The sequence below is a fragment of the Porticoccus sp. genome, from assembly GCF_041592135.1.
Taxonomy (GTDB): Bacteria; Pseudomonadota; Gammaproteobacteria; order Pseudomonadales; family Porticoccaceae; genus Porticoccus.
This window is the reverse complement of sequence record NZ_JBFHQR010000060.1, coordinates 1-12,440: the sequence shown is the minus strand read 5'-3', so window position 1 is coordinate 12,440 and position 12,440 is coordinate 1. Positions and strand designations below refer to the sequence as shown.

The window sequence follows — 12,440 nt, the reverse complement described above, 5'->3', positions numbered from 1 at the left end:
GCTCCTCACGGTCGGGTTCGGGTTCAAGGTCTCACTCATCCCGTTCCACATGTGGACCCCGGACGTGTACGAGGGCGCTCCCTCTCCGGTGACCGCCTACATGTCGGCGGCGGTCAAGGCCGCAGGATTCGTCGCGTTCTTCCGAGTGTTCTACGTGGCGTTCGGTGCGCTGCACGGCCAGTGGCAGGATGCCTTCTGGTGGTTGGCCGCGATCACGATGATTGGCGCCAACCTGATGGCGTTGGCGCAGACCAACATCAAGCGCATGCTGGCCTATTCCAGCATCGCCCAGATCGGCTACATGATTATCGGCATTGGTTTCGGTACCGTGTTCGGCCTGCAGGCCACATTGTTGCACCTGTTCAATCACGCGCTGATGAAGGGCGCCCTGTTCCTGGCCCTGGCGGCGGTGGTGTATCGCCTCGGCAGTGCCGATATCAGCGCTTTCCGGGGGCTGGGTCGGCGTATGCCCTGGACGATGGCTGCCATCGTCATCGGCGGGCTGAGCCTGATAGGGATGCCCCTCACCGTGGGTTTTGTCAGCAAGTGGTACCTGATTCTGGCGGCCATTGAAGCGGGGATGTGGCCCATTGCCTTGCTGGTGGTGACAGGCTCCATTCTCGCCGTGGTGTATGTGTGGCGGCTGGTGGAAACGGCCTATTTTCAGCGCGCTGAAAATGAGCTGCCGGAAGGTTTGCTCGGCTCCGGCCGGCTGGAGGCTCCTCTTGCGTTGCTGGTGCCCATCTGGCTGTTGGTGCTGGTGAATATTTATCTGGGTATAGATACCCGCTTGACCGTGGGCACCAGCGGCGCGGTGGCCACTGCCTTGCTGGGAGGTGGCCAGTGAGCCTGTCCGTGATCGGGCTGATGCAGGCAGTGCTGGTGATTCCGCTGCTGGCCGCAGCTGGCGTTGCCCTAACTGGCTTGCGCCCGAATCTGCGGGAAGGGGTTTCCCTCGTGGCTGGCGCACTGTTGTTTGCCTCGGTCTGGCTACTTTACCAGGCTGTTATGGCGGGGGATCGCAGCGCTTGGACCCTGCTGGAGCTGTTGCCGGGGCTGACCATTTCATTCCGGCTGGAACCTCTCGGCATGCTGTTCTGCCTGATTGCCAGCTTCCTCTGGGTTGTGACCATACTCTATGCCATCGGATATATGCGCGGTCATGGGGAAGCTAACCAGACACGTTTTTACGCACTGTTTGCTGTCGCCATTGCCTCTGTCGGTGGTATTTCCCTGGCCGATAACCTGTTGACACTGTTTATTTTTTACGAAGTTCTTACCCTCAGTACCTACCCGCTGGTGACCCATGCGGGCACTGATAGGGCGCTGCGGGGAGGGCGGACGTATCTCGGCTTGCTGCTGGGAACTTCCATTGTGTTCTTTTTGCCCGCCATCATTGCAACCTGGGCCCTGGCCGGAACTCTGACCTTCACGGAAGGCGGCATTTTTGGTGACGATACTCCCCCAGTATTGCTGTCACTGTTGCTCGTACTTTTTGTGTTCGGCATCGGCAAGGCTGCGGTGATGCCTTTTCACCGCTGGTTACCGGCGGCAATGGTTGCACCTACCCCCGTAAGCGCCTTGTTGCACGCGGTGGCAGTGGTGAAAGCCGGGGTATTTGCCCTGGTTAAGGTGGGCGTTTTTATATTCGGTCTCGATACCCTGGGTGGCCTGGCAGTGACAGAATGGCTGCTCTACCTGGTGGCTTTCGGGGTGCTGGCGGCCTCTCTGGTGGCCATGCGCCAGAACAACCTCAAGGCCCGACTGGCCTATTCCACCATCAGTCAGCTTGGCTATATCAGCCTCGGCATCCTGCTGGCCACCAGCGCCGGGTTACTGGGTAGCGCGCTGCACATTGCCATGCACGCATTTGGAAAAATCACGCTGTTCTTCTGTGCCGGCGCCATTCTGGTGGCCAGCCACAAAACCGAGATCAGTGATATGCGTGGGCTGGGACGAGCCATGCCGCTGACCATGGCGGCCTTTTTCATCGCCAGCCTGAGCATAATCGGTCTGCCGCCTACAGGCGGTTCCTGGAGCAAGTGGTACCTGATTTTGGGCACCCTGGAGGCGGGGCAGTGGTTATTGATGGGGGTGTTGATGGTCAGTTCGCTGCTGAACATTGCCTATCTGTTGCCGATACCCCTGAAAGCCTTCTTCCCGGCCAATGTCACTGCCGGTTGCGGATCAGGTGAGGCTACCGGGATTCACGAGGCGCCACTTGCGTCGCTACTGGCCATAATGATTACCACCCTGATGTGCCTGTTGCTGTTCTTCTTTCCACAGCCACTTTATGACCTGGCGCGAAGTATCGGATAGGGGGGATAGATGAATTCTGAAAAACCACATTTTTTTGACAAGCCCGGTAATGTGCGCCTGGTCCTGCGTGCACTGTTTGCCTGTTGTGTATTGTTGCTGGCGCTGGATTTTGTGATTCACCGCCATGTCTATCATTCCTGGGAAAACCTGTGGGGATTTTACGCCCTGTATGGTTTTGTGGGTTGTGTGTTGCTGGTGCTGGTAGCCAAGTGGATGCGCACTTTCCTGATGCGGGATGCGGATTATTATCTGCGCCGGGAGCAGGCGGCTGATCGGGACGAACAACATAGCGGGGGGCATACTGATGATGCCCTTTGAGTTGCCGCCTTTCCTGTTCTTCTACCTTGCCGGGGCGGTGGTGCTGTTCACCAGCGGCAGGCCTCGGGCCGTGCTGATGTTGTTGATTCCGGTAGTCAGTGCTGCAAACCTGTGGTTGACCCCGGAGGGCAGCTACGGCCAGCTGGCTTTCCTCGATTTTCAGTTGACCCTTCACAAGGTAGACCGGCTCAGTATTCTGTTCGGCCACCTGTTCCACATCGCCGCCCTGATTGCCATTATTTACTCGCTGCACGTGCGGGATCGGATGCAGCAGGGTGCGGCGATGTTTTATGCGGGCAGTGCCCTGGGGGCGGTCTTCGCCGGGGACCTGCTGACCCTGTTCGTGTTTTGGGAGCTGCTGGCATTGACCTCGGTATTTCTGGTCTGGGCGCGTCGCTCCGAGCGGTCCTACCGCGCTGGCATGCGCTACCTGATTATTCAGGTCTTTTCTGGCCTGCTGTTGCTGGGGGGCATCATTCTCTACAGCCGTGAGGTGACTTCCCTGTCTTTCGTCGAGATTGGCTTGCAGGGTGTATATGGCTGGTTGATTTTTTTGGCCTTTGGCATCAAGTGTGCTTTTCCGTTTTTCCACAACTGGCTGACCGATGCGTACCCGGAGTCCACCCCCACCGGCACGGTGTTCCTCAGTGCATTTACCACCAAGGTGGCGGTGTACGCCCTGGCGCGGGGTTATCCGGGCACTGAGTTGCTGGTGTATATCGGCGTGGCCATGACCTGTTTCCCGATTTTCTATGCGGTGATTGAAAACGACCTGCGACGGGTGCTGGCCTACAGCCTGATCAACCAACTCGGCTTTATGGTGGTGGGTGTGGGTATTGGCACGGCCTTGTCCATCAACGGTGCGGTGGCCCACGCCTTTACCGACGTGATCTTCAAGGGGTTGCTGTTTATGTCCATGGGCGCCGTGCTGCATATGACCGGGCGTATAAACGGGTCGGACCTCGGCGGACTCTACAAGAGCATGCCGAAAACCACGGTGCTCTGTATTATCGGCGCCGCTTCCATTTCCGCATTCCCGCTATTCAGTGGTTTTGTCAGCAAGTCCATGGTGATGAGTGCGGCGCTGGAAAATGACTACCCATGGATCTGGCTGATGCTGCTGTTTGCCTCTGCGGGGGTATTCCATCATGCCGGCATCAAGATTCCCTACTTCGCGTTCTTTGCCCACGATGCCGGTATTCGTACCTCGGAGCCGCCGTTCAACATGTTGCTGGCCATGACCATCGCTGCGGCCCTGTGCCTGACCATCGGTATCTTCCCTGAGGTGCTGTACCAACTGTTGCCCTACGACACCGGCTACAACCCCTACGATGCCACTCACGTGTTGGCCCAGACCCAGTTACTCTGTTTCTCGGCACTGGCATTTGTCTGGCTGAACCTGCGGCACATGTATCCGCCGGAATTGCGCTCTGTAAACCTGGATGCGGAGTGGTGCTACCGACGGCTGGCGCCCTCCGTTCTCCAGCGGATTACCGGGGTGATCGTTGCCGCCAACACTGCATTGCGCACGGTAGCGACAAAACTGTTTGCCTGGGTTCTGGCGCACATTTCCAAGCACCACGGACCAGAGGGCATTCTGGCGCGCACATGGCCCACCGGCAGTGTCGTGACCTGGGTGGTGGTGCTGTTGGCGGTCTACTTGTCCCTCAGCCTGTACTGACAACAATCAGCCGTTGGCTGGCAGGTGGGTAATTCCATGCCGGACACCGACGTCGGCTTTTTGTAATGCATAACTGTGGATGGCTCAACCCATTCCTCTTCTGTCCACCCTGTCTGGCAAGTTGACATGCTTTTTCGGGGACGTTGATTTCTGCCGAACGGTATGTTGAGGCGGGATCGCCAAACCTTTTTCAATGCAGTTCATCCGATTACCTTGAGGAAGTCTCCGGGCTGTTCTGTAATAAAGGCTGGTGATTCACGGTAAGTGCATGAACGGAGGAGCCGTTGATGACGATTCGCATCGTGCGTTTGGGTTCAGAGCGGGCCCGTGACGAAGGGCTGCGCATCGGCACCGTGAGGCGACCACCCAGGGGTGTGCCGAAGAGCGAGTTTGCCTCGCGGAACTGGTACGACGTCTGGCTGCCGAATCTGTCGCCCTCAGCCGAGCTGGTGAAGCAGGCCCTGGCGGCTGACAGTGACAAGGCCTGGGCGGCCTTTGCGACAAAATTCCGCAAGGAGCTGGCCGCGCCCGAGAAACGCCGGCTGCTCGACCTGCTGGCGGCGCTGTCCCTGCACACCAATCTGTCGGTGGGCTGCTACTGCGAAAACGAGGCCCGCTGTCACCGGTCTATTTTGCGTGAACTGTTGGTCGAGCGCGGGGCCAGGCTGGCATGATCCCAGTGGATGCAACGCCGGAATCCCTGCGCCACTATTGTGCTCGCGACCACCTGCTCGATGGTCACGAGCTGCTGATTCGTTCCATTCGCCCCGATGACAAGGCGGCTCTGCAGGCGGGCCTGCAACGCCTCAGCTCCGAATCCGCCTACTTCCGCTTCTTCCGGCACAAGCATGAACTCTCGCCCGAGGAGCTGGTGTATTTCACCGAGATCGATTTCGACCGGCATGTGGCGCTGGTGGCGATTGATGAGGGTAAGTCGCTGGTGATTGGTGTCGGTCGTTACTTTCTCTGCGCGGACGAGCCTGTGCGCGCCGCCGAGATCACCCTGACGGTTGACGATGTCTATCACGGACGGGGAGTTGCCACGGTGTTGTTGCGGCATCTGGTGCAGGTGGCGCGGGCCGCCGGGGTGATGGAGTTTCGCGCCGCGGTGATGGGTGAGAACCGCAAAATGCTGGAAGTGCTGTTGCACCTGGGACTGCCCGTGCAGCGCCACTCGGAGGGCTCTGTGGTCGATGTCACGCTGTTACTCACTGATCCCGCGATATCCTGACCACCGCAACCACCTTTCCACGGCCCGTTTCTTCTATATTTAATAATGGAAGCCTGACTGTTTTGCGGTTGGGAGACGGCTGTTGTTCAAGCCGCTTGAAAGCCGGTGTGAGTGACGATGTTGAGATGCGGCAGGTTATGTTTTTCTACGGTGTTGGTGTGCCTGGCCTCTGTGCTGACCGCCTGTGCTCCGACCACGGAGATTGCCCACCCCTCGGCCTCGGAGGTGCTGAAGGAGCAGGAGTGGCAGCGAATCGAGGCGGAAAAGATCTATCTGGAACGGCAGTCACATTTGCAAGACCTGGCCTGGCGGCTGAGGACCAGTGGCTTGAAGCTGTGTCCCGAGCATCAGATTCGCTCTTTCGGCTGGGTGTGGAAGGATATGTCCGCCCTGTCGGAAAACGACCGGGCGCTGTTTTCCGGGGTGTATGGAGTGGGAGAGGGCATTGTCATCACCCATGTCATTTTCGGCAGCCCGGCGGCCTATGCAGGGCTGAGGGAAATGGATGTGGTCCGTTCGGTTAATGGTGTCGAGATCCCGCGAACCCGTTCCACCGAGGCGTTCGCCAAATCCCTGGAAGCGCTGTCCATGCCGACATCCGATTTGCCACTGGTGCTGGGCATTGAACGGGCCGGTAAGCTGCTGACACTGGACATCGTGCCGGTGAAAGCCTGTTCCTTCCCGGTGATGCTGGTAAAAGACGATAGCCTCAACGCCGCCGCAGACGGTCGGTCGGTGTATGTGACGGCGGGCATGTACCGCTTTGCCGAATCCGATGACGAGCTGATGACGGTGATCGCCCACGAGTTCGCCCACAACAGCGAGGGGCATATTGAAAAGCTAACCGGCAATTACCTGCTGGGCAGCATCTTCGACATTATTGCCGCGGGCTACGGCGTCAACACCCGCGGTACCTTTGGCAATGTGGCAGCCAGTCTCTACAGCAAGGACTTTGAGCGGGAGGCGGACTATGTGGGTATGTATTACCTGGCCAATGCCGGCGTGGATACCGCGGTGGTGAATGCATTCTGGCGGCGGATGGCCATCGAGCACCCCGACGGCATCAGGGAGCATTACAGCAGTTCCCATCCGTCCACGGCAGAGCGCTGGGCCAATCTCAAGGCGGCCCACGGGGAGATTCAGCGGAAACTGGTTAACGAAGCGGAGCTGCTGCCGGAGCGGAAATAGCCCGACGGACGCAGCGTTAAGCAACGATGGGCAACCCTGCGGAGGGTGATAAGTCGTGGCGGAATACAGTTTGCCTGCCACCATGCGGGCCATGGTCTTTCACGGGGTGGGCCAGCCTTTGCAAAGGCGTCAAGTTCCGGTTCCCGAGCCTGCGCCGGATCAGCTGCTGATACGGGTGAGAGCCTGCGGTATCTGCCGCACCGACTTGCACATTGTCGACGGCGAACTGGATGAGCCGGTGCTGCCGCTGGTTCCCGGTCACCAGATTGTCGGCGAAGTCGTCGCGCTGGGTTCGGAGGTGGGTCGCTTCAGTCTGGGCCAAAGAATCGGCGTGCCCTGGCTGGGCGGCAGTTGCGGCCACTACGAGTTCTGCCAGCGGGGTCGGGAGAACCTCTGCGATCGCGCCCAGTACACCGGTTACCAGTTGAACGGCGGCATGGCGGAGTACGCCGTGGCCCGCGCCGACTTCTGTTTTCCGTTGCCGGACCATTACAGTGATATCCAGGTGGCACCGCTGCTCTGTGCCGGGCTGATCGGTTACCGCGCCTACCGCATGGCCGGGGAGGGCAGGGTGCTCGGGCTGTACGGCTTCGGTGCGGCGGCCCATATCCTGATCCAGGTGGCGCGGGCCGACGGGCGCAAGGTATTTGCCATTACCCGCGACGGCGACAGCGCAGGACAGGCATTTGCCCGTTCCCTGGGGGCCAGTTGGGCGGGCGGAGCCAGTGACGGAGCGCCAGAACTGATGGACGCGGCGATTATCTTTGCTCCCGCCGGAGAACTGGTACCCCAGGCATTGCAGGCGGTGCGCAAGGGCGGCAGCGTGATCTGCGGCGGCATTCACATGTCTGATATCCCCGGCTTTCCCTACCGCTGGCTGTGGGGGGAGCGGCGCCTGCAGTCGGTGGCCAACCTGACCCGCCGCGACGGCGAGGAATTCCTGCCCAGGGCGGCGGCGATTCCGGTTCACACCAGGGTCACCCGCTATCCACTGGAGCAGGCCTGGCAGGCCCTGGAGGATCTGCGTTGCGGTCGCTTCAGCGGTGCCGCCGTGCTGGCGCCGTAATGCTTTTGTCCCTGTCGGCCGGAAAGTCGAGTTTTCCCTTGAGTAACCGCCCGCGCTGTTCTGTAATGGCCCGCTATTGATTAACCTGGATGCTGGCGATGAAGAACGTGGTGCTGTTGGTGGATGTGCAGAATGTCTATTACACAACGCGGCAGACCTACGGGCGCAACTTTGACTACAACGCCTTCTGGGCGCGAGCCACCGCCGACAGGCAGGTGGTCAAAGCCATTGCCTATGCTACGGAACGAGGCGACCAGAAACAGCGCGAGTTTCAGAATATTCTGCGGGCCATCGGCTTCGAGGGGAAGTTGAAGAATTTTATCCAGCGCGCGGACGGTTCCGCCAAGGGCGACTGGGATGTCGGCATCACCATCGACGCCATGGAGTACGCCGCGGCAGCGGACGTGGTGGTGCTGGTGTCCGGCGATGGCGATTTTGACCTGCTGGTAAACACGTTGGTGGAGAAAGGGAAAGTGGTCGAGGTCTACGGTGTGCCCAAACTGACTGCCGCATCGCTTATCAATGCCGCCAGTGAGTTCATCCCCATCGAGAATGGGCTGTTGCTGGGTTAACCGTCGGTTTAAAAAACAACGAGGTTGTTGGGAAAAAAGTACAGGTTCTTTTTTAAGTGAAAAAGCTGTCGCAACGGGTTCGCAGCCCTATGCGCACAGTAACCATGGCTACTTAAAAGCCGCTATCCCGCTATTGGACTCTTATCTGAGTCAATCCTTAATCCCTCCTCTTCACTCTTCGAGCGCTACCCGGCTGGCATCCAGAATTTCCTGCGAAAACACGGGATCGTCTACGATCCGCGCCATGACCATGGTGCCCACCAGGGTTGCGTAGGCACTGATGGCTTGCTGCCTTTTTGCCGCTTTGGATTTGCCTGACACGAGCCTGGTCAGAAAGTCGAGAGCAGCGCGTATGGCGTCGGTAGCGGCATGCCGCACGGCCGGTCCCTGTCGTGACAGGTCCGGTCCAAGCGCGGCCAGCAGACAACCTTTACCGGGGTTGTCGCGATGGTTGCTGCTCAGGTAGCGGCCGGCAATGGCAGACAGCGCATCATCCGGTGCGCGATCCACGAACTCGTTCCAGTCAGTCAGTGAGCGTTTGAGGGCACAGGCGGACGCTTCGGCAATCAGATCCTCTTTAGAGGCGAAGTGGCCGTAGAAACCGCCGTGGGTGAGGCCCACCTCCTTCATAAGGCCGGCGACCCCAATACCGTCAAACCCCCGCTCGCGGAATAGCTGGGCGGCGGCCTCGACAATCCGCTCCCGGTTCTGGGCAGCCTGTTCTCTGGTCACTTTCATCGCGCTCTCCTTTGGGGTGCCGGTAAACTGCTTGACATTATATATGACGAATGTCATATAATTCAATCATGGCGGTCGTCATATAACTGTTCGCTGGAGAGGTAGCCGATATGACCGAGCGATACCTGGAAGATTTTGCGGTGGGACAACAATTCAGTTCCGGCCGAGCTCGCATCGACACTGAGCGCGTTAAAAGCTTTGCCGCCGAGTTCGACCCGCAACCGTTTCATCTCGATGAAGGCGCTGGCAGTCATTCGATATTTGGCGGTCTCGCCGCCAGCGGTTGGCACACCGCGGCGATCACGATGAAGTTATTGGTCGATAGCGATTTCAAGCCCGCCTGGGGCATCGTCGGCGCCGGCTTTGATGAATTGCGCTGGCCGCGACCGGTGCGACCGGGGGATGAGTTGCGGGTCGAAAGCGAAGTGCTGGAGACCCGCGTCTCCAAATCCTCTCCCGAGCTGGGAGTTCTCAAGGTAAAGAGCACGACGCTGAATCAGCACAACGAACCCGTGCAGGTGTTTGTAGCAAATCTATTCGTCCCCTGCCGCCCTGCTTCGTCAACAAAACACCGGGATTAAATTCAGGAGTAACACATGACTAACTTCGACAATGGCAGCCAGGCCTCCACCATTAGCACCAAACATGTAGACGTCAGTGGTGTTCGCTACGCCTATCGTGAATTGGGGCAGGCGAATCCCGCGGACCCGACGCCTGTGGTCTTTTTACAGCGTTTCCGCGGCACCCTGGATGACTGGGACCCCGGCTTTGTGGACGCAATGGCCAGGACGCGCCATGTCATCCTGTTCAGCGACGCGGGGATCGGCACCTCGACAGGTTCTGCCGCGACTAGCGTGGATGAGAAGGCCCGAAACGCCGCCGACTTCGTGAGGGCGCTGGGCTATCAGAGTGTCGATGTGTTGGGCTTCTCAATGGGCGGCTTTGTCGCCCAGGCCATCGCCATGGCCGAACCAACACTGGTGCGCAAGGTGGTGCTGGTCGGTACCGGCGCGGGTGGCAATCCCGACAACGAACCGCCAACCGATATCGTCTTCAACATTGCGACCCAAACGGAGTACAGCTTTGAGGATATCCGCTACCTGTTCTTTGCGGTTGGCCATGAACAGGAAACGCAGGCGTTCATTGAGCGGGTCATGGCCCGCAGCGAAGACCTCGAGCCGGTGGTTGGGCCGGAGGTGATGGATGTGATGGCACAGCTGATTGGGGATTTCATGGGCGGGGCAAGTGGTCACTACAGTCGCCTGAATGAACTGCGGCAACCGGCGCTGATCGTGTCCGGGGATCGCGATCCCTTCTTTCCGGCGAAGAACCACTGGGTACTGTACCGGGAGCTTGCCAACGCCCAGTTGGCCATGTACCCCAATGCCGGTCACGGGCCCCACCAGCAACACCCGCAGGAAGTGGCGGCGCAGATCGACTATTTTCTGGCAACCGCATGATCGGACAATATTCGACCATGAACAGGGTGGATCTGGTGAACCATTTAGCGGGGGAAATATCATGAAGGCATACATTATTGATGGCTATGGCAAAAAGGGCGGTGGCCGGATTGGCGATCTGCCGGAGCCGACGTTGCGGGATGGTGACGTGTTGGTTGAAGTTCACGCCGCCAGCATTAACCCGCTGGATGTCAAAATCAAAAATGGTGAGTTCAAGCTCCTTTTGCCCTACCAGCTGCCACTCATTATGGGCAATGATCTGGCCGGTGTGGTGGTTCGCATCGGCCCGCTGGTGACGCGCTTCAAGCCCGGCGATGAGGTCTATGCGCGGCCGGATGCTGACCGCATCGGTGCCTTCGCGGAATACATCGCGATAAAAGAGGATTCCCTGGCCTTCAAGCCGAAAACCCTCAGCATGACAGAGGCGGCATCGATCCCGCTGGTGGGTTTGACCGCCTGGCAGGTCCTGGTCGAAAAAGCGAATCTGCGGCAGGGGCAAAAAGTGCTGATCCATGCGGGCTCCGGTGGTGTGGGAACCTTTGCCATCCAATTGGCAAAACATCTGGGTGCCACCGTGGCGACGACAACCAGCACGGCGAATGTCGACTGGGTGAAGCACCTCGGCGCGGATATTGTGGTCGACTACACGCGGGACGACTTCGAAAAAATGCTCAGTGACTACGATCTGGTGTTGAGTAGTCTGGACACCAGGACGCTCGCAAAATCGGTGCAAGTGTTAAAACCGGGGGGCCAGCTGATTTCGATCTCCGGGCCGCCGGACCCCGACTTTGCGAAAGCGCTGGGCCTGGGTTGGGTTTTTAAACAACTCATGGGGCTGTTGAGCTATGGTATCAGGCGGAAGGCACGGCGACATCGGGTAAGCTATGCATTTCATTTTATGAGCGCGAGCGGTGGCCAACTGGAACGCATCGCTACCCTGATTGACGCCGGTGTCATAAAACCGGTGATTGATCGCGTTTTCCCGTTTGCCTCTATCCAGGAGGCAATGGCCTATGCCGAAACAGGGCGGGCCAAAGGCAAGGTCGTCGTCAAGATGAAATCGTAGCCACAATCGGTAAGAGAACAGGAGCACCGCATTTTTGTGGTGCCCCATTTAGTTCCATATTCAGCAGGGTGTTGGGTCCACTCAGGGGACGGATGCCTCTCCGGAGTTGATGGATGCAGTGATGATGTTCGCTCCCGACCGGTGAGCTGGCGCCCAGTCCCCTCCCGGGCGATAGCTGCTGCGCGGCCCGCTGCTCGCGGGTTGCTGCAATCGCCTATATCCCGTTCGCAGCGACGAAAACTTTGCTTTAATGCAGTGATGAGCGATGCCCTTTATCTGGTGATTGACCAGGGCGGCCAGAGTAGCCGCCTGCTGGTATTCGATGCCGTTGGCCGACAGCGCCTGCTGCTGCGCCAGCCGGTGCAGACCCGCTATCCCGCCCCCGACCGGGTGGAACAGGACCCGGTTGAACTGGTGGCTTCCATTCGCACCCTGCTCGGCCAGCTGCCCCAACAACTGGGGGCACAACGCCATGAATTGAAAGCGGCTGCCCTGGTGACCCAGCGCTCCAGTTTGCTGTGCTGGGATCGGCACAGCGGCGAGCCGCTGTCACCGCTGCTCAGCTGGCAGGATACCCGCGCTGCCAACCTGTTAGCCGAATTGCAGTTGAACGATACTGAGGTGGCGGAACGTACCGGTTTGCGCCCCAACGCCCACTACGGTGCCAGCAAGATGCGCTGGTGCCTGGACAACCTTCCCGCCGTTAGCGAGGCATTGGCCGCACAGCGTTTGGCCTGCGGGCCACTGGCGAGTTATCTGCTATTTGCCCTGACCCGCGAACAGGGTTTTGCCATCGACCCG

General features: G+C 59.2%; 14 protein-coding genes. 13 read left to right on the top strand and 1 reads right to left on the bottom strand.

Annotation, left to right across the window (positions count from 1 at the left end; translation table 11 throughout):
- From ABY948_RS07100 to ABY948_RS07060, 9 genes are all read left to right on the top strand, one after another.
- The coding region (locus ABY948_RS07100) for an NADH-quinone oxidoreductase subunit N (protein WP_461481827.1) at positions 1–847 on the top strand (847 nt) is incomplete at its 5' end.
- A complete protein-coding gene (locus ABY948_RS07095) occupies positions 844–2,319 on the top strand; it encodes a proton-conducting transporter transmembrane domain-containing protein (RefSeq protein ID WP_461481826.1) in 1,476 nt (491 codons plus the stop codon). The genes ABY948_RS07100 and ABY948_RS07095, both read left to right, overlap by 4 nt.
- A gap of 9 nt (positions 2,320–2,328) precedes the next feature.
- On the top strand, positions 2,329–2,637 hold the full coding sequence (locus ABY948_RS07090) for a hypothetical protein (protein ID WP_461481825.1): 309 nt from the start codon (positions 2,329–2,331) through the stop codon (positions 2,635–2,637).
- The gene (locus ABY948_RS07085) at positions 2,624–4,318 is read left to right on the top strand and encodes a Na(+)/H(+) antiporter subunit D (RefSeq protein WP_461481824.1); all 1,695 of its coding nucleotides are present in this window, start codon (positions 2,624–2,626) and stop codon (positions 4,316–4,318) included. The genes ABY948_RS07090 and ABY948_RS07085 overlap by 14 nt, the downstream gene beginning before the upstream one ends.
- 287 nt (positions 4,319–4,605) lie before the next feature.
- Positions 4,606–4,992, top strand: coding sequence for a DUF488 domain-containing protein (locus ABY948_RS07080; RefSeq protein ID WP_461481823.1), 387 nt, complete (start codon positions 4,606–4,608; stop codon positions 4,990–4,992).
- Positions 4,989–5,549 carry a GNAT family N-acetyltransferase gene (locus ABY948_RS07075; protein ID WP_461481822.1) on the top strand — a complete coding sequence of 187 codons (561 nt, stop codon included), beginning with the start codon at positions 4,989–4,991 and terminating at the stop codon, positions 5,547–5,549. The genes ABY948_RS07080 and ABY948_RS07075 overlap by 4 nt, the downstream gene beginning before the upstream one ends.
- 156 nt (positions 5,550–5,705) lie before the next feature.
- Positions 5,706–6,737, top strand: a complete 1,032-nt coding sequence (locus ABY948_RS07070; RefSeq protein ID WP_461481821.1) for a M48 family metalloprotease — start codon at positions 5,706–5,708, stop codon at positions 6,735–6,737.
- 55 nt (positions 6,738–6,792) lie between these two features.
- Positions 6,793–7,803 carry a zinc-dependent alcohol dehydrogenase family protein gene (locus ABY948_RS07065; RefSeq protein WP_461481820.1) on the top strand — a complete coding sequence of 337 codons (1,011 nt, stop codon included), beginning with the start codon at positions 6,793–6,795 and terminating at the stop codon, positions 7,801–7,803.
- A gap of 98 nt (positions 7,804–7,901) precedes the next feature.
- On the top strand, positions 7,902–8,375 hold the full coding sequence (locus tag ABY948_RS07060) for an NYN domain-containing protein (RefSeq protein WP_461481819.1): 474 nt from the start codon (positions 7,902–7,904) through the stop codon (positions 8,373–8,375).
- A gap of 171 nt (positions 8,376–8,546) precedes the next feature.
- Here ABY948_RS07060 and ABY948_RS07055 read toward each other — a convergent pair whose 3' ends face one another.
- Positions 8,547–9,113, bottom strand: coding sequence for a TetR/AcrR family transcriptional regulator (locus ABY948_RS07055; protein ID WP_461481818.1), 567 nt, complete (start codon positions 9,111–9,113; stop codon positions 8,547–8,549).
- 110 nt (positions 9,114–9,223) lie between these two features.
- Here ABY948_RS07055 and ABY948_RS07050 point away from each other — a divergent pair, with 110 nt between their 5' ends.
- The 4 genes from ABY948_RS07050 to ABY948_RS07035 form a co-directional block, all read left to right on the top strand.
- The gene (locus ABY948_RS07050) at positions 9,224–9,694 is read left to right on the top strand and encodes a MaoC family dehydratase (protein WP_461481817.1); all 471 of its coding nucleotides are present in this window, start codon (positions 9,224–9,226) and stop codon (positions 9,692–9,694) included.
- Positions 9,695–9,709: 15 nt separating this feature from the next.
- The gene (locus ABY948_RS07045) at positions 9,710–10,573 is read left to right on the top strand and encodes an alpha/beta fold hydrolase (protein ID WP_461481816.1); all 864 of its coding nucleotides are present in this window, start codon (positions 9,710–9,712) and stop codon (positions 10,571–10,573) included.
- The gene (locus ABY948_RS07040; protein WP_461481815.1) at positions 10,497–11,639 is read left to right on the top strand and encodes an NADP-dependent oxidoreductase; all 1,143 of its coding nucleotides are present in this window, start codon (positions 10,497–10,499) and stop codon (positions 11,637–11,639) included. The genes ABY948_RS07045 and ABY948_RS07040 overlap by 77 nt, the downstream gene beginning before the upstream one ends.
- A gap of 258 nt (positions 11,640–11,897) precedes the next feature.
- A partial coding sequence (locus tag ABY948_RS07035) for an FGGY family carbohydrate kinase (protein ID WP_461481814.1) occupies positions 11,898–12,440 on the top strand: 543 nt, incomplete at its 3' end.